This is a genomic window from Ensifer sp. ENS08 (genome assembly GCF_014852195.1).
In the GTDB taxonomy this organism is placed as follows: Bacteria; Pseudomonadota; Alphaproteobacteria; order Rhizobiales; family Rhizobiaceae; genus Ensifer; species Ensifer adhaerens.
This window is the reverse complement of the sequence record NZ_JACVBF010000004.1, coordinates 212,457-235,509: the sequence shown is the minus strand read 5'-3', so window position 1 is coordinate 235,509 and position 23,053 is coordinate 212,457. Positions and strand designations below refer to the sequence as shown.

The window sequence follows — 23,053 nt, the reverse complement described above, 5'->3', positions numbered from 1 at the left end:
GGCATCGATACCGCTTCGCCCTGCATACGAAAAAGCCTCCGCGAACGGGTCGCGGAGGCTTCTTTTTTCAAAACGCGTCGTCTTAGCGGTTGCGCGCGGCCAGCGTGCGCAGGCGCAGCGCGTTGAGCTTGATGAAGCCGGCGGCGTCCTTCTGGTCGTAGGCGCCCTGGTCGTCCTCGAAGGTGACGAGCTTGTCGGAGTAGAGCGACTTGTCGCTCTCGCGGCCGATGACCATGACGTTGCCCTTGTAGAGCTTCAACGTCACTTCGCCTTCGACATGCTCTTGGCTCTTGTCGATTGCGGCCTGCAGCATCTCGCGCTCCGGTGAGAACCAGAAGCCGTAATAGATCAGCTCGGCGTAGCGCGGCATCAGCTCGTCCTTGAGGTGGGCGGCGCCGCGGTCGAGCGTGATGCTCTCGATTGCGCGGTGCGCGGAGAGCAGGATGGTGCCGCCGGGGGTCTCGTAGACGCCGCGCGACTTCATGCCGACGAAGCGGTTCTCGACGAGGTCGAGACGGCCGATGCCGTTGTCGCGGCCGTACTCGTTGAGCTTGGCAAGCAGGGTTGCCGGCGACAGGCGTACGCCGTTGATCGAGACGGCGTCACCGCGCTCGAAGCCGATCTTGATGACGGTGGCCTGGTCGGGAGCGGCTTCCGGCGAGATCGTGCGCATGTGCACGTACTCAGGGGCTTCCAGTGCCGGGTCTTCGAGAACCTTGCCCTCGGAGGAGGAGTGCAGCAGGTTGGCGTCGACGGAGAACGGCGCTTCGCCCTTCTTGTCCTTGGCAACCGGGATCTGGTGCTTCTCGGCGAATTCGAGCAGGTCGGTACGGCTCTTGAACGACCAGTCGCGCCACGGCGCGATGATCTTGATGTCCGGGTTCAGCGCATAGGCGGAAAGCTCGAAGCGAACCTGGTCGTTGCCCTTGCCGGTCGCGCCATGGGCGATCGCGTCGGCGCCGGTCTTCTTGGCGATATCGATCAGGTGCTTGGAGATCAGCGGGCGGGCGATCGAGGTGCCGAGCAGGTAAACGCCTTCATAGACGGCGTTGGCGCGGAACATCGGGAAGACGAAATCCTTGACGAATTCCTCGCGGACGTCCTCGATGTAGATCTCCTTGATGCCGAGCATTTCGGCCTTCTTGCGGGCCGGCTCGAGCTCTTCGCCCTGGCCGAGGTCGGCGGTGAAGGTGACGACTTCCGCGCCGAGTTCGGTCTGCAGCCACTTCAGGATGATCGAGGTGTCGAGACCGCCCGAATAGGCGAGAACGACCTTTTTCACGTCTTTATGCGATGCCATGGTTTCCGTCCGTCTGGTCTTGGGGAGGGCGGCGATGCCGCGTGCAAATCTGCGGCACTTTAGCCAGAACCTGCGGCGATACAAGCGCTAGAACGCTTGACGATGCGAATCCGCTGGCAAAAGCGCAGGCGCAGGATTACTGGAGGCGACCCCCGTGCCGAGGAAACGACGATGGACTTCATTCCCAGCCAGCCGACCCTCCTGACCTTTGCCGCTGCGACGCTGCTTCTGGCGGCCACACCCGGCCCGGACATGACGCTTTCGATCAGCCGGGCGCTCGCCCAGGGCAAGAAGGCCGCGCTCTTCGTCGTGCTCGGCACCAGCTTCGGCATCGTTGTGCATACGCTGCTCGTCGCGTTCGGTATCTCGGCGCTGATCACCGCCTCGCCAACCGCATTCACCATCCTCAAGACCGGCGGTGCCGCCTACCTGCTCTGGCTTGCGGTGCAGGCGATGCGCTTCGGCTCCAGCATTTCGGTGCAGAAGGTCGAGCCGACGGAAGGCAAGGCGCTTGCCAACATCTCGGCCGGCTTCTGGGTGAACCTGTTGAACCCCAAGGTCATCATCTTCTTCATGACCTTCCTGCCGCAGTTCGTCAGCGCCGATGATCCCTCGGTCACCGGCAAGCTTCTGTTCCTCGGCCTGTTCTTCATCACCATCGGCATGCCGGTGAACATGCTGGTCGTCTTCACCGCCGACTGGCTTGCCTCCTGGCTGCAGCGCAACAGGGGCGTGATGCGGGCACTTGATTTCAGCTTCGCCGGCGTCTTCTCGGTGTTTGCGGTGAAGATTTTCATGACGACGGCTCGGTAAACAAAAACAAAAAGCCCGGACATCTTGGATGCCCGGGCCTTGTTGTGAATTAGTCTTCTGTACTCAGCCGATCAGCAGCGCATCGTCGTCGAGCGTCTGGCCGCGGATGCGGCGGAACATGGCGATCAGGTCCTCGACCTGCAGTTCCTTGCGGCTGTCGCCGGCGACGTCGAGCACGATCTCGCCGCCGTGGAGCATGATGGTGCGGTGGCCGTAGTCGAGTGCCTGGCGCATCGAATGGGTGACCATCATCGTCGTGAGCTTGCGCTCGGAGACGATCTTCTGCGTCAGGTTCATCACGAACTCGGCCATGCCAGGGTCGAGGGCTGCCGTATGCTCGTCGAGCAGCAGCACTTCGGAGCCTGCGAGCGTCGCCATGACCAGCGAGACCGCCTGGCGCTGGCCACCGGACAGAAGGTCCATGCGGTCGCCCATGCGGTTTTCAAGGCCGAGGTTGAGCTCGGCGATGCGCTCGCGGAAATGTTCGCGGCGCTTGGAGCCGAGCGCGGCTGTGAGGCCGCGGGCTTCGCCACGCTTGGCGGCGAGCGCCAGGTTTTCCTCGATCGAGAGTGCGCCGCAGCTGCCGGTCAGCGGATCCTGGAAGACGCGAGCGACGAGGCCCGCGCGCGCAGCGGTACCCTTGCGGCTGACGTCTGTCTTGCCGATCGTCACCTGGCCGGCACTCGGCAGCACGTCGCCGGCGAGCACGCCGAGCAACGTCGACTTGCCGGCGCCGTTGGAGCCAATGACGGTGACGAATGAGCCCTGCTCGATCGTCAGGCTGACGCCGTTCAGCGCCTGCTTCTGCAGCGGCGTGCCCTTGCCGAAGATGACCTCGATGTTGTTGACGCTGATCATGCCGCACCTCCACGACGCAGACGGGGAAGGACGAGGGCGAAGGTGACGAGTGCCGCGGTCACGAAGTTGAGGTCGGAGGCCTGCAGCCCGAGCATGTCGGTCGACAGCGCCAGCTGGATCGCTATGCGGTAGAGGATCGAGCCGAGCACGCAGCCGATCAGCGCAATCAGGATGCCGCGGGCACCGAGCAGCGTCTCGCCGATGATGACCGCCGCAAGCCCGACGACGATGGTGCCGACACCCGAGGTGACGTCGGCAAAGCCGTTGGTCTGGGCGAACAGAGCGCCACCGAAGGCGACGAGCGCGTTGGAGATCGCCATGCCGAGATAGATCTGGCGGTTGGTGTCGACGCCCTGTGCGCGGGCCATGCGGGCATTGGCGCCAGTGGCGCGCATCGCAAGGCCGGCATCGCTCTCAAGGAAGCGCCAGACGATGATGACGGCGACGACCACGAGCACGCCGATAAACAGCGGCCGGACGTAGAAATCGCGCAAGCCGAGGCCGTAGAAGGGTGACAGCATCGTGTCGGCGTTGATCAGCGCGACGTTCGGCTTGCCCATGACGCGCAGGTTGACCGAGAACAGTGCGATCATCGTCAGGATCGAGGCGAGCAGGTTGAGGATCTTGAAGCGCACGTTGAGCATCGCCGTGACGATGCCGGCTGCAGCACCCGCGACCATCGCCACGCAGGCGGCAAGCCACGGATTGACGCCGGCGATGATCAGGACCGCGGTGACGGCGGCGCCCAGCGGAAACGATCCGTCGACCGTGAGGTCGGGAAAATCGAGAACCCGGAATGCGAGAAAGACGCCGAGGGCAACGAAGGCATAGACCAGCCCCAGCTCCACGGCTCCCCAGAAAGCAATTAGACTCAACCCCAGACCCTCTTTTCTACCTGTCGCGCCTGATTGTGCTTATGAGCGCGACGCTCCCGCTTGGCACATGGGGCGCACGGCCGGGCGCATGTGCGGCTTAGAAACTTGGAGCGGCCTCCGGTATTCCGGGCCCCTCATAGCGAGCCGCCCCCGTATGGAACGGAGGCGGGCAAAACGCAACAAACTTGAACCTGAAAAGGCCGAAAGCCTTATTCAACGACGCGGGTTGCGCGCTTTACGACACTTTCCGGAAGGGTGACGCCCATTTTCTCGGCGGCCTTCTTGTTGATCACCAGGTCGGAACCGGCGGCAACCTTGACGCCGATATCACCCGGGTTTTCGCCCTTGAGGATGCGAACGACGATTTCGCCAGTCTGCTTGCCGACGTCGTAGTAGTTGAAGCCGAGGGCTGCGAGCGAGCCGCGGGCAACCGAGTCCGTGTCGGCGGTGAAGAGCGGCAGCTTGGCTTCTTCGGCGACGGCGACGGCACCTTCAAGCGCGGAGATGATCGTATTGTCGGTGGGCACGTAAATCGCATCGGCGCGGCCGACGAGGGCACGGGCAGCACCCTGGACTTCAGCCGATTTGGTCGCGGCGGACTCGACGACGGTCAGGCCGGCCTTTTCGGCCTCGGTCTTCAGCACCGCGAGCAGCGAAACGGAGTTGGCTTCGCCGGAATTGTAGAGGTAGCCGATCGACTTGGCGTTCGGCAGGATTTCCTTGATCAGGGCGACGTGTTCGGCAACCGGCGACATGTCGGAGAGGCCGGTGACGTTACCGCCGGGCTTGTCCATGTCCTTGACCAGCTGGGCGCCGATCGGGTCGGAAACGGCGGTGAAGACGACCGGGATATCGCGGGTCGAGGAGACGACCGCCTGGGCCGACGGCGTCGAGATCGGAACGATCACGTTCGGCGCTTCGCCTGCGAACTGGCGGGCGATCTGCGCGGCGGTCGCCGGGTTGCCCTGGGCCGACTCGTAGATGAATTTGAGGTTCTCGCCTTCCTTGTAGCCGGCGGCGGTCAGCGCGTCCTTCACGCCGTCGCGTGCCGCGTCGAGTGCCGGATGCTCGACGATCGCGGTTACGGCGACGGTCACCTCATCGGCACGGGCGGGCAGGGTGAATGCCACCGTGGCGGCAAGGGCGATGAGAAGTGAGCGCATGGGTTGTCCTCCAATTGATGTCCCGCTTTCTTAGGAAACCGATGACATGAAATCAATCGATAGGAACTGCATCACCCATCAAAGTTCTTCATCGATGGGTGATGGGCGAGGAACGAAGGACCCGAGGAGGCGCTTCGTCTCAATCTTCGCCGTGATTGGCGATCATCATCGCTTCGAAGGCGAGGCGGTCGACCTTGCGCATGCGTTCGGATTCCGACTTCAGCTGGCCGCAGGCGGCAAGGATGTCGCGGCCGCGTGGTGTGCGGATAGGCGAGGCGTAGCCGGCCTGGTTGATGAAGTCGGCAAACTTCTCGATGTGCTCCCAGTCGGAACACTGGTAGTTGGTGCCCGGCCAGGGGTTGAAGGGGATGAGGTTGATCTTCGCGGGCACACCCTTCAGGAGCTTCACCAACTGCTTGGCGTCTTCGAGGCTGTCGTTGACGTCCTTCAGCATCACGTATTCGAAGGTGATGCGGCGGGCGTTGGAAAGGCCGGGATAGGCGCGGCAGGCGTCCATCAGTTCCTTCAGCGGGTACTTCTTGTTGATCGGCACCAGCATGTCGCGCAGGTCGTCGCGCACGGCATGCAGCGAGATCGCCAGCATGACGCCGATCTCTTCGCCGGTGCGATAGATTTCCGGCACGATGCCTGAGGTCGACAGCGTGATCCGGCGCTTGGACAGCGACAGGCCTTCGCCGTCAGAGGCGATCAGAAGGGCGGTCTTGACCTGCTCGAAATTATAGAGCGGCTCGCCCATGCCCATCATCACGATGTTGGTGATCTTGCGGCCTTCGGCCGGCACGATCGCGCCCTGCGGGGTGTCGCGCTCCGGGAAGTCGCCGAGCCGGTCGCGGGCAAGCAGCAGCTGCGCGAGGATTTCCTCGGCCGTCAGGTTGCGCACCAGCTTCTGGGTGCCGGTGTGACAGAAGGAGCAGGTGAGCGTGCAGCCGACCTGGCTCGAAATGCAGAGCGTGCCGCGGCCTTCCTCGGGAATGTAGACGGTCTCGATCTCGACCGGTCGTCCGGCGCCGCGCGCCGGGAAGCGCAACAGCCACTTGCGGGTGCCGTCGCCGGAAATCTGTTCCTCGACGATCTCCGGGCGCGCGATGGTGAAATGCTGCTTCAGCATCTCGCGCATGTCCTTGGACACGTTCGTCATGTGATCGAAGTCGGAGACGCCGCGCACGTAGAGCCAGTGCCAGAGCTGGCTGACGCGCATCTTGACCTGGCGTTCCGGCACGCCCTTTTCGACCAGTGCCTTGGCCATGTCCTCGCGCAGAAGTCCGATCAGCGACGGCTTTTCCGCCTCTACGGCTGCGCGCACCTGCGGCGCCTTGGCGATTTCCACCCGGTTCAGAATTTCAGTGGCTGCCATGCTCATGATGTCCTGTCATACGGCGAGAGGCCGTCCGGAGAGCGGGTCCGGAAATCGTCCTGATGCGCGAATTGAAATCGGTCGAGCCATCGAAAGCGGCCTATCGGGGCGCGGAGGCTCTCAAGTTGGCCGCCCTTTAGCATTGTTTTGGCTGGGAGTCACGAGGCAGGCCCCTTGAACGCAAAAGGCCGGCTTTGCAGCCGGCCCCTACGCGTGACTTTCGGTCTCGCGATTACTTGCAGGCTTCGATCTGCTTCAGCGCAGCGGAGATGCCCGAGAGCGAGTAGGAGTAGGAGGTCGCGGTACCCTTGCGCGACTTGGCGTTGACCGACATGGCCTTGCCGTTCTTCATGGCGGCAACCAGTGCCGGCTCTTCGGCAGCATTTTCGACCCAGGCCGAATTGCCCTTGGTGAACATCACGAAGGTGCGGCCGTCGATGACGACGTTGACCTTGGAGTTTTCCTGCAGAGCATAGCCCATCATTGCCTGAGGCTCGTAGCTGATGTTCTGGCCGGGGCGCTGGGAAACGAGGAAGAAGATGTCGCCATGGTCGACGCCGGCCGGGCTCTTTTCCTTCGGAACCGAAAGGACGTAGCAGACCTTGCCGCCGCCGGCATTGTAGGAATAGGCGCCCCAGGCGTTGAACTGCTGGATGCGCGTCGGAGACTGGGCGGCAGCCATGCTGGCGGTGGCCAGAACGAGTGCGATTGCGGTTGCGATCTTTCTTACAAACATGAGGTCCTGCCGCTTTTCTTGCTTTTCGATCACCCGAAACAGGTCAGACGGGCGACGCGTAGTCATGATTTGATTTGTTTTGACTTAATTCAGGTTACCAAACCGTCAACGGTGGCCGAAAACCGCGGCTTTAGCCCCGAAATGGAGCGGTTTGCCCCATCGCACAGTGCCTTTCGACCGCCGATTCGCGCCTTCGCCGAACCGGGCTCGATCGAGGATGCGCGTTGCCTCGGAATGCCCGTTCCAGAAGGTTTCCTGCCCCAAGCCATTGCATGGCGTCAGCCGCACCAAAGCGCGCGACCAGCGTCACTTGCAGATCTATGCCACAAAGAATTAGGCAAGAGTTTGACTTTCGGGCGGGAATGCGGCGCCACAACCGGACAGGCGGCGTCCGGCGTCAGCTCTCCGGCGTATCGGCCAGCGTCTCGTCGGCCTTGGTATAGTGCGTTTCCTTGATCTGCCCGCTGATGGCAGCAAAGGCCGCGGTCAAGACGGCAACGTCATCGGAGAAGCCGACGACGGCCAGCACGTCGGGGATGATATCGATCGGCAGCACGAAGTAGGCGAGGGCTGCAAGCAGGATGCCGCGGGTGCGTGTCGGGGTCTTCGGATCGATGGCGCAGTAATAGGCGGCAACCAGGTCGCGGCTGAATGGGATCTGGCGGGCAGCTCGGCGAAAGGTCGGCCAGAAGCGGCGCTTCACGCGCTTTTCCCGCCGCTCCTGCTCGGATTCTTCGCCAGGCAAGAGAATTTCACCAATCTTGATGTCGTCCATCGTCCCGCTTCCGCTATATTCTCGGGCGCCAGGCGTTCTCGTGAACGCGCGGCGCTCCGGCGCTTTCAATATGGGAATTCCGCGTCCTATTTCAAATGATCGGGCATGCGGCCTGCCGCAGCCTTGTCCATGCGCGCCGCCAGCTTGAAGTCGAGTTCGCTCAATCCGCCGGCGTCATGGGTCGTCAGCGTTACGTCGACGCGATTGTAGACGTTGAACCATTCCGGGTGATGGTTGAGCTTCTCGGCGACGATCGCGCATTCGGTCATGAAGCCGAAGGCCTCGACGAAGTTCTTGAAGCGGAACGCCTTCCAGATCGAGTTGCCGTCTTCGGCCCGCACCCAACCTTCCATCTTGTGAAGGTTGTCGGCAATCGTCGCCTCGTCCAGTCTCTCCGCTGCCATTGCTTGTCTCCTCCCATGCGCCTGTTCGAAGCCCGAGCTGTCGCGTATAAGCGTCAACTGTCTCCAGCGTTCGAATCTGAATAGCATGAAACCAGTCAGAGTTCTTTTCGTTTGTCTCGGCAACATCTGCCGGTCGCCGCTTGCCGAGGGCGTGTTGCGCGCGTTGGCGGTGCAAAAGGGATTGGCTTTAGCGCTGGAGATCGATTCGGCCGGAACCGGCGCCTGGCATATCGGCGATCCGCCGGACCGGCGATCGATAGAGACGGCGCGGCGGCACGGCTTCGATATTTCTGCGCTGCGCGGACGCCAGGTGGCCGCGGCAGATTTCAGTGATTTCGACCTCATCCTCGGCATGGACGAGAACAATGTCCGCACGCTGAAAAGGTTCGCGCCGGATGGCACGGCGCAGAAGGTGCATCTCTTTCTCGATTATGCGTCAGGCGACCTGCGGGACGTGCCGGATCCCTATTACGAAGGGCGGGAAGCCTTCGAGGCGCTTTACCAGATGCTGGAGGCCGGATGTTCGTCGTTGCTCGAAAGGCTCGGCGAACGCACCTCGTGAAGCGGGAAAACCTCTTCCGTCAGGTACGGTCCGCCGCCGACTGAATCGCGCGACGAGAGTAGCACGAAGCGGGAGACCGTGAAGAGCGAGGTCATGAAGTTGCCGCGCCCCGAGAGGTACTCGACCACGTCTTCGACACGGCTGGAGCGCAGCCGCGCCAGCGTCACGTGCGGGGTGAACTTGCGCGGGTCCGGCCCCAGTCCGAGCCTTTGGCAGATGCGCTCGATTTCGGCCTGCAGCGCATACATTTCCGGATGGTTGGTAACGCCGGCCCAGACCGAGTGGGGCTTCTTCGAGCCGAAGGCGCCGGTGCCGTTCAGTTGCAGTTGGAATTCAGGACGTTCGATGCGATCGAGTTTGTCGATGATCTCGTCGGCGGTGCGCCAGTCGACGTCACCGATGAAGCGCAGGGTGATGTGGTAGTTCTCCACATCGATCCAGCGAGCTCCGGGAAGACCTCCGCGCAGCAATGAAAGACTCATTGCAGCATTGCGCGGAATTTCGAGGGCGGTGAATAGTCTCGGCATGGCGAGCTCCCCGAATCTCTTGCAGATGTCTTAGCGAATCACGCATCGCATCTGCACGCAACTGGTATTTGACGCTTCAGAATATTAACGTTGCCTTAACTGTGGACGATGTCATCACTCCGTCTTGTTCAGCGTTGCCAGAAACCGCTCGACGACGGGCAGGGCCTTCTCGACCATGACGCCGACGCCGTCGCCATTGGGATGCATGCCGTCTTCGAGCTTGAGCTTGGCCTCCGTCACCACGCCGTCGAGAAAGAACGGATAGAGTTCCAGCCCATATTTTTTGGCGAGTTCCGGATAGATCGGGTTGAAGCGGGCGGCGTAGTCGGCGCCCATGTTCGGCGGCGCCATCATGCCGGCGAGCAGCACGGCGATGCCGCGGTCCTTCAGCCGGGTGATCATCGCCTCGATGTTCTTGCGGGTCTCTTCAGGCGCGATGCCGCGCAGCGCGTCGTTGGCGCCAAGCTCGAGGATCACGCCCTTGGTACCATCCGGCACCGACCAGTCGATGCGGGCAAGACCGCCGGAACTCGTGTCGCCGGAAACGCCGGCGTTCGCGATCGTCACGTCGAAGCCCTTTTCCTTCAGCGCCTTTTCGAGCCGGGCCGGGAAGGCGTCCTCCGGCGGGAGCTGATAACCCGCCATCAGGCTGTCGCCGAACCCGATGAGGCTGATCGTCTCGGCGCGTGCGGTGCATGATAACGCAAATGTCATCATCAGTGCCAAGAAAACCCGTTGAAATCCTTTTAATGCCATGGGCCTGTTCCTAAATCCCGAATGCCGTTTCTGTTCCCCACTTCGTTTCATATAGGGTTGTTTCGCTTGGCCAGCACCATCATCGAACTTAAAAACGCGGATCTGACGCTGGGCGAGGCGGCCGCCTCGGTGCATGTGCTGAAAGGCATGAGCCTGACGATCAATGCCGGAGAATCGGTCGGCATCGTCGGCCCGTCCGGTTCAGGCAAGTCGACTTTGCTGATGGTGCTTGCCGGGCTCGAGCGGCTGGATCGCGGCGAGATCGTCATCGACGGCACGCCGCTGCACCGGCTCGACGAGGACAGGGTTGCGGACTTTCGCGGGCGCAACATCGGCATCGTCTTCCAGTCTTTCCACCTCATTCCCAACATGACGGCACTCGAAAACGTCGCCGTGCCGCTCGAACTGGCCAATGTCCCGGGCGCCTTCGAGATCGCGCGCAAGGAGCTTGTCGCCGTCGGCCTCGGCGAGCGGCTCAGCCATTATCCCGGCCAGCTCTCGGGCGGCGAGCAGCAGCGCGTTGCGATCGCCCGGGCGCTTGCGCCCTCGCCGAAGCTTCTGATCGCCGACGAACCAACCGGCAACCTCGACGCCGAAACCGGACGGCAGATCGCCGATTTGCTTTTCGCCGAACAGCGTGACCGCGGCATGACACTCGTGCTCGTGACCCATGACGCCGCCCTTGCCGACCGCTGCGCGCGGCAGGTGCGGGTGCGCTCGGGCGAGATCGTTGCCGGCGGCGCCGCGGACCCCGTGGCCGTGGCGCCGGTCCAGCAGGCGGCCTCGGCATGATCGGCGCGCCTTCGGTACGGCTGCGGCCGCTGCTTGCCCTGCGGCTGGCGCTGCGTGAAATGCGCGGCGGGCTCAAGGGCTTCTACATCTTCCTCGCCTGCATTGCGCTGGGTACGGCGGCGATTGCCGGCGTCAACTCGCTGTCGCAGTCGATCACAGCGACGATCGCATCGCAGGGTCAGGAACTGCTCGCCGGCGATATTCGCTTCGAGCTTAACAATCGTGTCGCAACGACCGAAGAGCGCGCCTATCTCGATGGTCTTGGGACCGTTGCGGTTTCCGCTGGCCTGAGATCTATGGCGCGGCTGCCCGACGGTTCCAATCAAGCCCTGGTGGAACTGAAGGCCGTCGATGCGGCCTATCCGCTCTATGGCACGCTGGAAAGCCAACCCGACAGGCCGCTGCACGACCTCATCGCACGCGACGGCGATGTCTTCGGTGCGGTCGTGGCGCCTCTGCTGCTCGACCGCCTGGACGTTAAGGTCGGAGACGAAATCCTTCTCGGCAACGCCCGTGTCCGGATCGCCGGCACGATCACGCGCGAGCCGGATGCGCTTTCCGACGGCTTCGGCTTCGCGCCCCGCCTGATGGTCTCGGACGAAGCCCTGGCGGCGACGGGACTGGTGCAGACCGGAAGCCTCGTCGAGCACACATACAAGGTGAAGCTCGCCGATCCGGCAGGGGTTGCGGCCGTTCGCACCGAGGCGGAGAAAAGCCAGCCGGCAGCCGGCTGGTCGATCCGCACCAGCGGCAACGCAGCACCGGCGCTGACGGCCAACATCACGCGTTTCTCGCAGTTCCTGACGCTTGTCGGCCTGACGGCGCTCATCGTCGGCGGCGTCGGCGTCGCCAATGCGGTGCGCGCCTATCTCGATGCCAAGCGCAGCGTGATCGCGACCTTAAAATGCCTGGGCGCCCCCGCCGCCTTGGTGGCGATGATCTATCTCGCACAGATCCTGATGATCGCCTTGATCGGCATCGTTATCGGGCTCGTGCTCGGAGCTCTGATCCCCTTTGTCGCGGCGCAGTTTTTGGCCGACCTGTTGCCGATTTCGACCGCCTTCCATCTCTATCCGGGCGCGCTCGGGCTTGCCGCCCTGTTCGGCGTGCTGACGGCGCTGACCTTCGCCATCCTGCCGCTCGGACGGGCGCGCGCCATTCCTGCGACCGCACTCTTCCGCCAGCAGGGTTTCGATCCCTCGGGTTTTCCGGCCTGGCCCTATCTGCTCGGCGCCGTCGCGTGTCTTGCCGCGCTCGCCGGCCTGGCGATCTTTACGGCTTACGACCGCTATATTTCGCTCGTCTTCCTCGGCGCGATTGCCTTCGCCTTCATCGTGCTCAGGGCCGTTGCGCTCGCGATCGCCTGGCTCGCGCGCCGCAGCCCGCGGGTCAATTCGCCGGCTCTCAGACTGGCGATCGGCAACATTCACCGTCCGGGTGCGCTGACCTCCTCGGTGGTGCTATCGCTTGGGCTCGGTCTGGCGCTTCTGGTGACGCTGGCGCTGATCGACGGCAATCTGCGCCGCGAACTCACCGGAAGCATGGCGGAGCGAGCGCCGAATTTCTTCTTCGTCGATATCCAGGGCAGTGAGATTGAAGGTTTCCGCTCGGTGCTGAACCAGGCGATCCCGAAGGGCAAGGTCATCGAGGTGCCGATGCTGCGCGGCCGCATCACCGCCTTCAACGGTGAGGACGTGAACAGCCGCAACGTGCCGCCTGCAGGCCAATGGGTGCTGCGCGGCGACCGCGGTATCACCTACGCCAAGAACAAGCCGGAGAATTCGACGCTGTCCGAAGGCGCCTGGTGGCCGGCCGACTACAGCGGCGAACCCCTGGTTTCCTTCTCGTCCGAGGAGGCCGGCGAACTCGGCCTGAAGATCGGCGATACGGTCACCGTCAATGTGCTCGGTCGCAACATCACCGCCAAGATTGCCAACTTCCGCAATGTCGAGTGGGAATCGCTGTCGATCAACTTCGTCATGGTGTTCTCGCCGAACACCTTTGCCGGCGCGCCGCATGCCTGGCTGGCGACTGTGATCGATCCGTCGGCGACGCCGGAAGAGGAGGCAGCGGTCCTGAAGGCCGTCACCAATGCCTATCCGACGATCACCAGCGTACGGGTGAAGGACGCTCTCGACATTGTGAATGGGCTGCTCGGTCAGCTGGCAACGGCGATCCGGGCGGCCGCGGCCGTGGCGCTCGTCGCCTCCGTGCTGGTGCTGGCCGGCGCACTTGCGGCCGGCAACCGGGCGCGCGTCCATGATGCGGTGGTCCTGAAGACGCTGGGGGCAACGCGGGTGACGCTGATCAAGGCGTTCAGCTACGAATACGCGATCCTCGGTCTTGCAACCGCAGTTTTTGCGCTGTTTGCCGGCGGTATCGCCGCCTGGTTCGTCGTCAACCGCATCATGACGCTGCCGTCGAGCTTCCTGCCCGACGTGGCGATCGTGACGGTTGTGGCAGCGCTGGTGATGACGGTCGGCATCGGACTTGCCGGTACATGGCGCATTCTCGGGCAGAAGGCGGCGCCGGTCCTGCGCGAACTTTGACCGGGCCGAGTTAACCGTAAATCCCTATTGCGCCGGTCTGAATCGGTCCGGTGCAACGGAATCCGGGAGTGCCGGGTCTTGTGTGCAGCGGGTTTCGGCATCATATTTGTCCACAGGCATGCTGGAGCTCCGCAGCGGCGCCTGGGCGTGGAAGCTCATCTTCCAGGGCGATATTCGCCGCCCGACACCGTAACTTCCACCGGAGCTTGAATGAGGAAACAATGGCTGATCTGAGAAATTACCAAACCCGAATGTCGCCCGCCGGCGCTCAGGCGGGTGCCGTGATTGACGAAGGCCTTCGCGCATACATGCTGAAGGTCTACAACCTGATGGCGCTTGGTCTGGCGATCACTGGCGTCGCGGCCTACCTGGCCTTCCAAATGGCGTTTTCGGATGGCCAGCTGACTGCCTTTGGTGCTGCGATCTATACGAGCCCGCTGAAGTGGGTGGTGATGCTGGCGCCGCTGGCGCTCGTGTTCTTCATGAGCTTCCGCATCAATAGCATGAGCGTTTCTGCCGCGCAGACGACGTTCTGGATCTATGCGGCCCTGATGGGCCTGTCGCTGTCGTCGATCTTCCTGATCTACACCGGCCAGAGCATCGTTCAGACGTTCTTCGTGACGGCCGCCTCGTTCGGCGCCCTGTCGCTTTACGGCTACACCACGAAGAAGGACCTGTCCGGCATGGGCTCGTTCCTGATCATGGGTCTGTTCGGGGTCATCATCGCGTCGATCGTCAACATCTTCCTCGCCTCTTCGGCGCTCGCCTTCGCGATTAGCGTGATCGGCGTGCTGATCTTCGCAGGCCTCACCGCCTACGACACGCAGAAGATCAAGGAAATGTACTACGAAGCCGATGACAGCACCGTTGCCGGCCGCAAGGCGATCATGGGCGCGCTGACGCTCTACCTCGACTTCATCAACCTGTTCATGTTCCTGCTCCAGTTTATGGGCAACCGGAACAACTAAGTCTGAACAGCAGACGGAAAAGGCGGCTTTGGCCGCCTTTTTTGTTTGCTGGAGCAGCTTGAAAGCGTCCGGGCTCCGTGGGAGTGAAAGGACGACGAAACCTTGGGATCAAAGTCTTTAGCCATGTCCCTGACCCTGCGCGACGCCACCCTGGCCGATCTTCCCGTCATCACCGAGATCTATCGCGAATCCGTGTTGCACGGGGTTGCGACCTACGAGATCAACCCGCCATCCGAAAAGGAGATGCGGGCGCGGTTCGAAACGATCATCGGCAGCGGCTACCCGTACATGGTTGCGGTAGACGCGGGCGGGACGATCATCGGCTATGCCTACGCATCCGGCTTCCGCACGCGCACGGCCTATCGCTTCCTGGTCGAGGATTCCATCTACCTGGCGCCGGAAGCGCGCGGCAAGGGTGCCGGCAAGGCGCTGCTGGTCGAACTCGTCCGGCGTTGCACTGAACTCGGCTTCCGCCAGATGGTCGCGGTGATCGGCGGTGCCCATCCGGCCTCGATCGCCGTGCACCGGTCGCTCGGCTTCGAACTCCAGGGCACGATGAAAGCGACCGGCTTCAAGCATGGCCGCTGGCTCGACACGACGATCATGCAGCTCGCGCTCGGCGAGGGCCAGGCGACCGACCCGCCGGAAGACGTCTATCCGGACACCCTCTACCAGTGACCATCGCTTGCTGAAGAACGTCAGTCGGCGAAGCGCCTCGAAGCGCGCCGTAGGCAGGTCGTGCCGTTGCTGCCCGTGACGTCGGCGGGCGTCTCCTGATGTCACACTTTCCCGGGTGGTCAGGTTTCCACCAGCCTCAGCACCTTGTCGAATACCTTGAGCACCTGGGCGAGCTCGTGACCGCGCTTCAGGATCGTGCCGTGAATGTTCAGCACGCTATAGGCGCCCTGTTTCGCGGCCAGTTTCGGGTTCTTCTCGATCCGGTAGAGCGGCATTTCGCCCGAACGCTTGAACACTGAGAAGACCGCGCGGTCCCTCAGGTGGTCGATCGCGTAGTCCCGCCACTCGCCTTCGCCGACCATACGGCCGTAGACCCACAGGATCTGATCCAATTCGCGGCGATGGAAAGTGATGGGGGGAGCGTTCTTGGCGTTCTTGTATTCGTGAAGATCGACGACCACTTCGGAAGTGGTTTCGCGCTGATGGCGCGCCTCGCCTTGCGGCAAATCCGGCTCATCGGTCATCGGCAATCCGGCCTTCTGTTGTGACAGAACGATTACAGTGTGCCTGACACGAGCCGAAAAGCAAGCTGGAAGCCATGGGACGATGAGGTCATTTCTTGCCTCTGCCCCATTTCAGTCAAACCGGCGCCCCAATTCATCGCAAAACTCGCGGGCGCTGACGGACAGAGTCGTTGCCACCGTATGTCCGGTCAGATCGTCATGCTGCGGGAGTTCACCGAACGCAGTTATGGCCGGTTCGGTCCGGTAACTTCGAACCCTCAGCCCCAGCCCCTCGATGCTGCCGGGCCGAACCAACCCCTTGCGCTTCGCCGTCCCTACAATTTGCCCTGAGGGCCGGCGAGCACGGCCGCAGCGCCGATGATGGCACCCGGCGTTTCCTTGTCCTTCATCGATTGCAGCAGGATCGCGCAGCCGCTGTTTCCCGGGCGCTCGGTCAGCACCGTCGCCGGCAGCGTAAAGGACGCGGGCTGGCCGTCCCACATGCCGATCGTCTGTATGTCACGCACCGCATGCCAATAGGGGACTTCCTTGCCGCTGTTCTCCCCCTTCTCCATCTTCACGATCTTGGCGCGGTCGAAATAGACGACGACGACATTGGCCTTGCCGATGCCGCTACCGATTGTGATCTGGATTTCTTCGCCGAGGATCTTGGCGTCGACGGGAACGGCAAGCCCTTTGCCTTCCGCCTTCATCGTTTCCAGCCGCGTCTTGATTGCCTGCAGGTTGCCGCCGTTCAAGTGGTCGCGGCCGTTCAGGATCGCCTGGGGCGTGTAGACGCCGTTGCGCCCGAGCATGCGCGCATAGGCATATTGCCGCTCGGTGTTTTCCTTCGATGCCAGCGTGTCGGCCCAGCCGAGATAGTTCCAGTAGTCGACGTGATAGGCGAGCGCCACCACATCGCCCTCGTCGACCAGCGACTTCAGCGCCGCATCCGCCGGCGGACAGGACGAACAGCCCTGGCTGGTGAACAGTTCGACAACGCCCTTGACCGCCTGTTTCTCCTGCGCCCCGGCAGGGGCACCGGCGGCTGCGAGCAGCCCGAAAGCCAGTGCAACAGGGCGAATGAAAGAACGGTCTGCGGATGTCATGGCGTCACTTCGTTACCGGCCGGCGGCCTACTCCTTGTGGGGGAGTTCACTACATACGACGCCCCTGCATCAACGGGAAGTCACGTTGGAGTGAGATGGCAAGTGAGCGCGATCCAGCACCCGATCGTTGGCCGGTGCACCTCAAAGAAAGAGCCGGGGCGCCTTTCGGCGTCCCGGCTCCAGAGCCTTGTATGCGCTCGCGCGATTAAGCGGCGAGGTCGCGCAGAACCGTCTGCAGGATGCCACCGTTGTTGACGTAGGTCACTTCATCCAGCGTATCGATACGGCAGACGAGCGGCACATCTTTCACGCTGCCGTCGCCGTAGGTTACCTTGGCAACGCGCTTTTCGCGCGGCTGGACATTGGCGAGATTTTCGATCGTGACGATCTCATCGCCCTTGAGGCCCAGCGATTCCCAGGTCGTGCCTTCCTCGAAGACGAAGGGAATGACGCCCATGCCGACGAGGTTCGAGCGGTGGATACGCTCGAAGGACTGCGCGATGACGGCCTTGACGCCGAGCAGGTTGGTGCCCTTGGCAGCCCAGTCGCGCGACGAACCGTTGCCGTATTCGACGCCGGCGAAGATGACGAGCGGAACGCCCTCTTCCTTGTACTGCATGGCGGCGTCGTAAATCGACATCTCTTCCTTGGACGGATAGTGGATGGTGTAGCCGCCTTCCTTGCCGTTCGGGCCGAGCATGTGGTTGCGGATGCGGATGTTGGCAAACGTGCCGCGCATCATCACCTCATGGTTGCCACGACGCGTGCCGTACTGGTTGAAGTCGGCAACGCCGACGCCATGACCGATGAGGTAGGCACCGGCCGGCGAAGCCGCCTTGATCGAACCGGCCGGCGAGATGTGGTCGGTGGTGATCTTGTCGCCGAAGAGACCAAGCACGCGGGCGCCCTTGATGTCGGAGATGCCCGAACCGGACTTGCCCATGCCGACGAAGTAGGGCGGGTTCTGCACGTAGGTCGAACCGTCGTCCCAGGCATAGGTCTGGCCCGGAGGAACCTGAACGGCCTGCCAGTTTTCGTCGCCCTTGAACACGTCGGCGTACTTGGTCGCGTAAAGTTCGCGGGTGACGTACTTGAAGATGAACTCCTGGATTTCCTTGGAGGTCGGCCAGATGTCCTTGAGGAAGACCGGCTTGCCGTCCTGGTCCTCGCCGAGCGGTTCGTTGGTCAGGTCCTTCTGGACGGAACCTGCAAGCGCGTAGGCGACGACGAGCGGCGGCGAAGCGAGGTAGTTCGCCTGGACGTCCGGCGAAATGCGGCCTTCGAAGTTACGGTTGCCCGAGAGAACGCCGGCGGCGATCAGGCCCTTGTCGTTGATCGTCTTCGAGATCGGCGCCGGCAGCGGGCCGGAGTTGCCGATGCAGGTCGTGCAGCCGAAGCCGACGAGGTTGAAGCCGAGCGCGTCGAGGTCCTTCTGCAGGCCGGACTTGGCGAGATATTCGCCGACGACCTGCGATCCCGGTGCGAGCGAGGTCTTGACCCACGGCTTGGACTTCAGGCCCTTGGCGACCGCGTTGCGGGCGAGCAGGCCGGCAGCGATCAGGACCGACGGGTTGGAGGTGTTGGTGCAGGACGTGATCGCAGCGATGGCGACGTCGCCATGGCCGAGATCGAAATCGGTACCTTCGACGGCATAGCGGTTCGAAAGCTGGCCCGGCTTCTTGTAGTCGCCTTCAAGCGAGGTTGCGAAGCCCGATGCGATGCTTTCGAGCGGGATGCGGCCTTCCGGACGCTTCGGGCCAGCCATGGCCGGAACGACGTCGCCGAGGTCGAGTTCGAGCGTGTCGGTGAAGACGAGCTCGGAACCGTCACCGTCACGCCACATGCCCTGAGCCTTGGAATAGGCTTCGACGAGAGCGATGCGCTGCTCTTCACGGCCGGACATGGTGAGGTAGTTGATGGTTTCGCTGTCGACCGGGAAGAAGCCGCAGGTGGCGCCGTATTCCGGACCCATGTTGCCGATGGTGGCGCGGTCGGCGAGCGTCATGTTGTCGAGGCCTGGGCCGAAGAATTCGACGAACTTCGAGACAACGCCCTTCTTGCGCAGCATCTGCACGACCATAAGCACGAGGTCGGTCGCGGTGACGCCTTCCTTGAGCTTGCCGGTGAGCTTGAAGCCGATGACCTCAGGCAGGAGCATGGAGACCGGCTGGCCGAGCATGGCAGCTTCCGCTTCGATGCCGCCCACGCCCCAGCCGAGAACGCCGAGACCGTTGATCATGGTGGTGTGGCTGTCGGTGCCGACGCAGGTGTCCGGGTAGGCGGTGACGACGCCATCTTCTTCACGGGTCCAGACGGTCTGGCCCAGATACTCCAGATTGACCTGGTGACAGATGCCGGTGCCGGGCGGAACGACGCGGAAGTTCTTGAACGCCTGCTGGCCCCACTTCAGGAAGCGGTAGCGCTCGCCGTTGCGCTCGTACTCGAGCTCGACGTTGCGGGCAAAGGCGTTCGGGGTGCCGAATTCGTCGACGATGACGGAGTGGTCGATGACGAGGTCGACGGGAACGAGCGGGTTGATCTTTTCCGGGTCGCCACCGAGCGAGACCATGGCGTCGCGCATCGCCGCGAGGTCGACGACAGCAGGCACGCCGGTGAAGTCCTGCATCAGAACGCGGGCCGGGCGGTAGGCGATTTCGTTTTCAGCCGTGCCCTTGTCGTTGAGCCAAGCGGCAACGTTCTCGATGTCCTTCTTGGTGACGGAGCGGCCATCTTCGTTGCGCAGCAGGTTCTCGAGCAGAACCTTCATCGAATAGGGCAGCTTGGAAACGCCGGCGAGACCGTTCGCCTCAGCCTTGGGCAGGCTGTAATAGACGTAGTCGACACCGTTGACGGTGAGCGTGGAGCGACAATTGAAGCTGTCTAGGGATTTGGACACTGGATAATACCCCGTTCCGTCTGATCGCCAAAAACTGACGTACGAACGCCCGAGCGCCTGTGAAGCGCGAATTGGGATGCGGGTGCGGCCATTTCCGCTGTCCGTACGTGGAAATTCATTCCATGTTCGGCGCTAGGATGAAATTCACGCCGACCGCTGGCGTGTTGGCCGCCTTATAGATAATTTCTCCAAAACGTGCCAGAGCAACGAAGGTCGAAACGGGACTTTTTTTTGCCCTGCGACAAAGAGAGTGAAGGGAAGCTGAAAATTCATGCGCCTCATGGCTGAAGGGTTGAGCGCGAAGCGCGGTGAGGACCTGATTTTTAACGATATTTCCTTTATTCTCGACGCCTCGGAAGCCCTTGTCGTGACGGGTCCGAACGGCTCCGGCAAGTCCACTTTGCTGCGGGTTCTTGCGGGGTTGTTGAGGCCCGAAAGCGGGCACCTGAAACTTGAGAATGGCCCCCCGGAAATCGCCCATCCATCCGAGCTCAGCCACTATCTCGGACACCGCAACGCGATGAAGCGCGAACTGACCGTCGCGGAAAATCTTTCCTTCTGGCGAGACTTCATGGGTGATTCGCCCGGGGGGCGCGGCGCCACGCTCACCGAGGCGGTCGAAGCGGTCGGCTTGCCGGATATCGCCCATCTGCCCTTCGGTTATCTCTCGGCCGGCCAGCAGCGGCGCATGGCGATGGCCAAGCTGGTCATTGCCTATCGCCCGATCTGGATCCTCGACGAGCCGACCGCAGCGCTTGACGCCGGCGCCGACCGGCTGTTTGCCGATCTGGTGAAGGCGCATCTTGGCAAAGGCGGCATCGTCATTGCGGCGACCCACCAGCCACTCGGGCTCGACCGCACGAAGGAGCTGCACATGACGGGGTTCGAGCATCTGGCAGGAGATCGCTGGCATGATGCATAGGGTCGCAATGCCTGGAAGCCCATTGCCGGAAAACGCGCGCGTGCCGATCCGCAGGTTGCCGCTATGATCGCGCTCTTTTTCCGCGATCTCAAACTGTCGATCCGCGCCGGCGGCGGGGCGATGATCGGCGTGCTCTTCTTCATGACTGTGGTGGCAGTCATTCCCTTCGGTGTCGGTCCCGACCTGAACCTGCTTTCGCGCATCGGTCCGGCGATCCTGTGGATCGGCGCGCTGCTCGCCTCGCTGCTCGGCCTCGACCGGCTGTTCCAGGCGGAGCGCGACGACGGCTCGCTCGACCTGATGCTGATGCAGGAAACGCCGCTGCTTTTCACCGTCTTCGTCAAATGTGCGGCGCATTGGGCGGCGACCGGCCTGCCGCTGGTGATCGCCTCGCCTTTGCTCGGCCTCTTCATGAACATGAGCGAGATCGCCATCGGCGCCACCATGCTGACGCTTCTGATCGGCACGCCGGCGATCACCTTCATCGGTGCAGTGGGGGCGGCCGTTGCCGTGTCGCTGCCGCGTGGCGGGCTGCTGGTTTCGATCCTTGTTCTGCCGTTGGCGATCCCGGTGCTGATCTTCGGTGTCAGCGCTGTCTATGCGGCGATCGAGGATCCGGCGCCGTTCCTGCCACCTTTGATGATCCTTGCGGCAATCACCCTGTTCTTCGCCGTCATCGGCCCGGTTGCCGCCGCCGCAGCACTTCGGCACGCGTCCGATTGACGCAATCGGGCCAGAACGGGCGAAAGTGTTTGCGGCATTCCCATGGATTTGTCGCTAAGCTGTTCAGATCGATAACATTTATGATCCGCGTTCCAACTCGATCGTGATCGGGCGATTGACGCGGATCAATTGCAGGCGGGCGCCTTAAGCGCTAAAGAGCGACCATGAGCGAAAACAGCCTGGCCATCCGCAAATTCAGCGATCTCGCCAACCCGACGCGGTTCCTGGCGCTGGCCGACCGTTTGTTGCCCTGGCTTTCCGGGCTGACGGCGCTGTTCTTCGTTGCCGGCGTCTGGCTTTCCTTCACGACGGAAGGTGATTACCAGCAGGGCGAAACGGTGCGCATCATGTATGTGCACGTGCCCGCGGCCTGGCTGTCGATGATGTGCTATTCGGTGATGGCCTTGGCAGCTCTCGGTACGCTCGTCTGGCGCCATCCGCTTGCCGACGTCTCCTCGCGCGCGGCAGCCCCGATCGGCGCCTGTTTCACCTTCCTGGCGCTCGTCACCGGCTCGCTCTGGGGCAAGCCGACGTGGGGCACCTGGTGGGTCTGGGACGCGCGGCTGACCTCGGTCTTCGTGCTGTTCCTGATGTATCTCGGACTGATGGCGCTCAACCGCGCGATCGACGATCCGGCGCGGTCCTCCAAGGTTTCGGCCATTCTGGTTCTCGTCGGCTTCGTCAACATCCCGATCATCAAGTTCTCGGTCGAGTGGTGGAACACGCTGCATCAGCCGGCGAGCGTCATGCGGCTCGACGGACCGACGATCGATCCGGAGTTCCTGTGGCCACTGATCGTGATGGCGATCGCCTTCACGCTGCTGTTCTTCACGCTGCACATCGCCGCCATGCGCAACGAAATCCTGCGCCGGCGCGTCACGGCGCTCAGGCGCCTTGCGGCCCGTGCTGCCGGACGGGGAGCCCGCGCACAATGATGAGCCACGCCGCCTACGTTTTCACGAGCTATGGAATAGCCACGCTGACGGTCCTCGGTCTGATTGCCTGGGTCGTGCTCGACGGTCGTGCCCGCCGGCGTGAACTCACCGAACTCGAAGCCGCAGGCATCCGCCGGCGCTCGGCCGAACCGGCTTCCGGAGAAACACGATGAGCAACGCACCCGCTCCGGGTAACGAGGAGCGCAAACCCGGCCCCATGCGTTTCGTGCTGGCGGCGCTGCCGCTCGTCATCTTCGCCGGGCTTGCGGCGATCTTCTGGAGCCAGCTCAATTCCGGCAAGGACGTGAGCGAAATCCCCTCCGCGCTGATCGGCACCAAGGCGCCGAAACTCGACATGACGGCGCTCGAAGGTGCGACGCGCGATGGCCAGCCGATGCCGGCTTTGACCGATGCGGCGATCAACGGCAAGCTGACGCTCGTCAACGTCTGGGCCTCCTGGTGCGTGCCTTGCCGGCAGGAGCATCCCTTCATCCTGGAACTGTCGAAGGATCCGCGGCTGACCGTCGTCGGTATCAACTACAAGGACCAGAACGAAAACGCGCTCAGGTTCCTCGGCGAACTCGGCAATCCCTTCTCCGCCATCGGCGTCGACCCGCGCGGCAAGGCGGCGATCGATTGGGGCGTCTACGGTATTCCGGAATCCTATCTCGTCGGCGCTGACGGCACGATCCTCTACAAGCGCGTCGGCCCGTTCGACGAAAACAGCGTGAAGACGGGTCTGTTGCCGGCGATCGAAAAGGCGACTGCGGGTTCGTAACCGCTCCCGGCATTAGCTCTCATTCGGATGGTAGGGATTTGCTCCTCATCCGCCTG

General features: G+C 62.8%; 24 protein-coding genes. 11 read left to right on the top strand and 13 right to left on the bottom strand.

Annotated elements, in window-relative coordinates:
* Positions 1–82: 82 nt before the first annotated feature.
* Positions 83–1,300, bottom strand: coding sequence for an argininosuccinate synthase (locus IB272_RS13185; protein WP_034802869.1), 1,218 nt, complete (start codon positions 1,298–1,300; stop codon positions 83–85).
* Between the two features lie 171 nt (positions 1,301–1,471).
* On the opposite strand from IB272_RS13185, the gene IB272_RS13180 reads away from it, so the two are divergent.
* Positions 1,472–2,113, top strand: coding sequence for a LysE family translocator (locus IB272_RS13180; protein ID WP_060586547.1), 642 nt, complete (start codon positions 1,472–1,474; stop codon positions 2,111–2,113).
* 63 nt (positions 2,114–2,176) lie between these two features.
* Here the strand turns inward: IB272_RS13180 and IB272_RS13175 are convergent, their stop codons facing one another.
* The 7 genes from IB272_RS13175 to IB272_RS13145 all read right to left on the bottom strand — a co-directional run bounded on the left by IB272_RS13175 (position 2,177) and on the right by IB272_RS13145 (position 8,299).
* On the bottom strand, positions 2,177–2,971 hold the full coding sequence (locus tag IB272_RS13175; protein WP_060586546.1) for an ABC transporter ATP-binding protein: 795 nt from the start codon (positions 2,969–2,971) through the stop codon (positions 2,177–2,179).
* Entirely contained in the window at positions 2,968–3,846 is an 879-nt protein-coding gene (locus tag IB272_RS13170) for an ABC transporter permease (protein WP_043622284.1), read from the bottom strand. The genes IB272_RS13175 and IB272_RS13170 overlap by 4 nt, the downstream gene beginning before the upstream one ends.
* A gap of 209 nt (positions 3,847–4,055) precedes the next feature.
* The gene (locus tag IB272_RS13165; RefSeq protein WP_060521466.1) at positions 4,056–5,009 is read right to left on the bottom strand and encodes an ABC transporter substrate-binding protein; all 954 of its coding nucleotides are present in this window, start codon (positions 5,007–5,009) and stop codon (positions 4,056–4,058) included.
* Positions 5,010–5,148: 139 nt separating this feature from the next.
* Complete coding sequence (gene rlmN, locus IB272_RS13160) at positions 5,149–6,384, bottom strand: 23S rRNA (adenine(2503)-C(2))-methyltransferase RlmN (protein WP_034803143.1); 1,236 nt, start codon at positions 6,382–6,384, stop codon at positions 5,149–5,151.
* Positions 6,385–6,616: 232 nt separating this feature from the next.
* On the bottom strand, positions 6,617–7,120 hold the full coding sequence (locus tag IB272_RS13155) for an invasion associated locus B family protein (RefSeq protein WP_034803141.1): 504 nt from the start codon (positions 7,118–7,120) through the stop codon (positions 6,617–6,619).
* A gap of 397 nt (positions 7,121–7,517) precedes the next feature.
* Positions 7,518–7,895 (bottom strand): YkvA family protein, encoded by a 378-nt coding sequence (locus IB272_RS13150; protein WP_034802857.1) that lies wholly within the window; start codon positions 7,893–7,895, stop codon positions 7,518–7,520.
* Positions 7,896–7,981: 86 nt separating this feature from the next.
* Positions 7,982–8,299, bottom strand: a complete 318-nt coding sequence (locus IB272_RS13145) for a 4a-hydroxytetrahydrobiopterin dehydratase (RefSeq protein WP_034802855.1) — start codon at positions 8,297–8,299, stop codon at positions 7,982–7,984.
* Between the two features lie 85 nt (positions 8,300–8,384).
* Here IB272_RS13145 and IB272_RS13140 point away from each other — a divergent pair, with 85 nt between their 5' ends.
* Positions 8,385–8,861, top strand: a complete 477-nt coding sequence (locus IB272_RS13140; RefSeq protein ID WP_113135843.1) for a low molecular weight protein-tyrosine-phosphatase — start codon at positions 8,385–8,387, stop codon at positions 8,859–8,861.
* Here IB272_RS13140 and thpR read toward each other — a convergent pair.
* Together thpR and IB272_RS13130 are read right to left on the bottom strand one after the other, a co-directional pair.
* The gene (gene thpR, locus IB272_RS13135) at positions 8,798–9,388 is read right to left on the bottom strand and encodes an RNA 2',3'-cyclic phosphodiesterase (protein ID WP_060521463.1); all 591 of its coding nucleotides are present in this window, start codon (positions 9,386–9,388) and stop codon (positions 8,798–8,800) included. The genes IB272_RS13140 and thpR overlap by 64 nt on opposite strands.
* A gap of 114 nt (positions 9,389–9,502) precedes the next feature.
* Positions 9,503–10,105: an arylesterase gene (locus IB272_RS13130; RefSeq protein ID WP_234798767.1), complete on the bottom strand. Its 603-nt coding sequence runs from the start codon at positions 10,103–10,105 to the stop codon at positions 9,503–9,505.
* Between the two features lie 105 nt (positions 10,106–10,210).
* Between IB272_RS13130 and IB272_RS13125 the strand changes: the two genes are divergently transcribed.
* From IB272_RS13125 to IB272_RS13110, 4 genes are all read left to right on the top strand, one after another.
* Positions 10,211–10,936, top strand: a complete 726-nt coding sequence (locus IB272_RS13125; RefSeq protein ID WP_034803135.1) for an ABC transporter ATP-binding protein — start codon at positions 10,211–10,213, stop codon at positions 10,934–10,936.
* On the top strand, positions 10,933–13,485 hold the full coding sequence (locus IB272_RS13120; protein WP_113135844.1) for an ABC transporter permease: 2,553 nt from the start codon (positions 10,933–10,935) through the stop codon (positions 13,483–13,485). Before IB272_RS13125 ends, IB272_RS13120 begins: the two co-directional genes overlap by 4 nt.
* Before the next feature lie 221 nt (positions 13,486–13,706).
* Positions 13,707–14,453, top strand: coding sequence for a Bax inhibitor-1/YccA family protein (locus IB272_RS13115; RefSeq protein WP_034802850.1), 747 nt, complete (start codon positions 13,707–13,709; stop codon positions 14,451–14,453).
* A gap of 123 nt (positions 14,454–14,576) precedes the next feature.
* The gene (locus IB272_RS13110; protein WP_034802847.1) at positions 14,577–15,131 is read left to right on the top strand and encodes a GNAT family N-acetyltransferase; all 555 of its coding nucleotides are present in this window, start codon (positions 14,577–14,579) and stop codon (positions 15,129–15,131) included.
* A gap of 119 nt (positions 15,132–15,250) precedes the next feature.
* On the opposite strand, the gene IB272_RS13105 is transcribed toward IB272_RS13110, so the two are convergent.
* The 3 genes from IB272_RS13105 to acnA all read right to left on the bottom strand — a co-directional run bounded on the left by IB272_RS13105 (position 15,251) and on the right by acnA (position 19,639).
* Positions 15,251–15,655: a DUF2794 domain-containing protein gene (locus IB272_RS13105; RefSeq protein ID WP_034802844.1), complete on the bottom strand. Its 405-nt coding sequence runs from the start codon at positions 15,653–15,655 to the stop codon at positions 15,251–15,253.
* A 314-nt stretch (positions 15,656–15,969) separates the two neighbouring features.
* Positions 15,970–16,743, bottom strand: coding sequence for a thioredoxin family protein (locus tag IB272_RS13100; protein WP_060521460.1), 774 nt, complete (start codon positions 16,741–16,743; stop codon positions 15,970–15,972).
* 205 nt (positions 16,744–16,948) lie between these two features.
* The gene (gene acnA / locus IB272_RS13095) at positions 16,949–19,639 is read right to left on the bottom strand and encodes an aconitate hydratase AcnA (protein ID WP_034802837.1); all 2,691 of its coding nucleotides are present in this window, start codon (positions 19,637–19,639) and stop codon (positions 16,949–16,951) included.
* A gap of 271 nt (positions 19,640–19,910) precedes the next feature.
* On the opposite strand from acnA, the gene ccmA reads away from it, so the two are divergent.
* From ccmA to IB272_RS13070, 5 genes are all read left to right on the top strand, one after another.
* Positions 19,911–20,561 (top strand): heme ABC exporter ATP-binding protein CcmA, encoded by a 651-nt coding sequence (ccmA, locus tag IB272_RS13090; protein WP_060586543.1) that lies wholly within the window; start codon positions 19,911–19,913, stop codon positions 20,559–20,561.
* 63 nt (positions 20,562–20,624) lie between these two features.
* Positions 20,625–21,284, top strand: coding sequence for a heme exporter protein CcmB (ccmB, locus tag IB272_RS13085; RefSeq protein ID WP_034802831.1), 660 nt, complete (start codon positions 20,625–20,627; stop codon positions 21,282–21,284).
* 164 nt (positions 21,285–21,448) lie between these two features.
* Positions 21,449–22,219, top strand: coding sequence for a heme ABC transporter permease (locus IB272_RS13080; RefSeq protein WP_192444452.1), 771 nt, complete (start codon positions 21,449–21,451; stop codon positions 22,217–22,219).
* Complete coding sequence (gene ccmD, locus IB272_RS13075; RefSeq protein ID WP_082566526.1) at positions 22,216–22,392, top strand: heme exporter protein CcmD; 177 nt, start codon at positions 22,216–22,218, stop codon at positions 22,390–22,392. Before IB272_RS13080 ends, ccmD begins: the two co-directional genes overlap by 4 nt.
* A complete protein-coding gene (locus IB272_RS13070; protein ID WP_060586541.1) occupies positions 22,389–22,997 on the top strand; it encodes a DsbE family thiol:disulfide interchange protein in 609 nt (202 codons plus the stop codon). Before ccmD ends, IB272_RS13070 begins: the two co-directional genes overlap by 4 nt.
* The last annotated feature ends 56 nt before the right edge of the window (positions 22,998–23,053 follow it).

Coding starts and splice junctions, on each gene's coding strand:
- IB272_RS13185 (WP_034802869.1), bottom strand. CDS start 1,300: ATGGCATCGCATAAAGACGTGAAAAAGGTCGTTCTCGCCTATTCGGGC.
- IB272_RS13180 (WP_060586547.1), top strand. CDS start 1,472: ATGGACTTCATTCCCAGCCAGCCGACCCTCCTGACCTTTGCCGCTGCG.
- IB272_RS13175 (WP_060586546.1), bottom strand. CDS start 2,971: ATGATCAGCGTCAACAACATCGAGGTCATCTTCGGCAAGGGCACGCCG.
- IB272_RS13165 (WP_060521466.1), bottom strand. CDS start 5,009: ATGCGCTCACTTCTCATCGCCCTTGCCGCCACGGTGGCATTCACCCTG.
- rlmN (WP_034803143.1), bottom strand. CDS start 6,384: ATGGCAGCCACTGAAATTCTGAACCGGGTGGAAATCGCCAAGGCGCCG.
- IB272_RS13155 (WP_034803141.1), bottom strand. CDS start 7,120: ATGTTTGTAAGAAAGATCGCAACCGCAATCGCACTCGTTCTGGCCACC.
- IB272_RS13150 (WP_034802857.1), bottom strand. CDS start 7,895: ATGGACGACATCAAGATTGGTGAAATTCTCTTGCCTGGCGAAGAATCC.
- IB272_RS13145 (WP_034802855.1), bottom strand. CDS start 8,299: ATGGCAGCGGAGAGACTGGACGAGGCGACGATTGCCGACAACCTTCAC.
- IB272_RS13140 (WP_113135843.1), top strand. CDS start 8,385: ATGAAACCAGTCAGAGTTCTTTTCGTTTGTCTCGGCAACATCTGCCGG.
- thpR (WP_060521463.1), bottom strand. CDS start 9,388: ATGCCGAGACTATTCACCGCCCTCGAAATTCCGCGCAATGCTGCAATG.
- IB272_RS13130 (WP_234798767.1), bottom strand. CDS start 10,105: ATGATGACATTTGCGTTATCATGCACCGCACGCGCCGAGACGATCAGC.
- IB272_RS13120 (WP_113135844.1), top strand. CDS start 10,933: ATGATCGGCGCGCCTTCGGTACGGCTGCGGCCGCTGCTTGCCCTGCGG.
- IB272_RS13115 (WP_034802850.1), top strand. CDS start 13,707: ATGGCTGATCTGAGAAATTACCAAACCCGAATGTCGCCCGCCGGCGCT.
- IB272_RS13110 (WP_034802847.1), top strand. CDS start 14,577: ATGTCCCTGACCCTGCGCGACGCCACCCTGGCCGATCTTCCCGTCATC.
- IB272_RS13105 (WP_034802844.1), bottom strand. CDS start 15,655: ATGACCGATGAGCCGGATTTGCCGCAAGGCGAGGCGCGCCATCAGCGC.
- IB272_RS13100 (WP_060521460.1), bottom strand. CDS start 16,743: ATGACATCCGCAGACCGTTCTTTCATTCGCCCTGTTGCACTGGCTTTC.
- ccmA (WP_060586543.1), top strand. CDS start 19,911: ATGCGCCTCATGGCTGAAGGGTTGAGCGCGAAGCGCGGTGAGGACCTG.
- ccmB (WP_034802831.1), top strand. CDS start 20,625: ATGATCGCGCTCTTTTTCCGCGATCTCAAACTGTCGATCCGCGCCGGC.
- IB272_RS13080 (WP_192444452.1), top strand. CDS start 21,449: ATGAGCGAAAACAGCCTGGCCATCCGCAAATTCAGCGATCTCGCCAAC.
- ccmD (WP_082566526.1), top strand. CDS start 22,216: ATGATGAGCCACGCCGCCTACGTTTTCACGAGCTATGGAATAGCCACG.
- IB272_RS13070 (WP_060586541.1), top strand. CDS start 22,389: ATGAGCAACGCACCCGCTCCGGGTAACGAGGAGCGCAAACCCGGCCCC.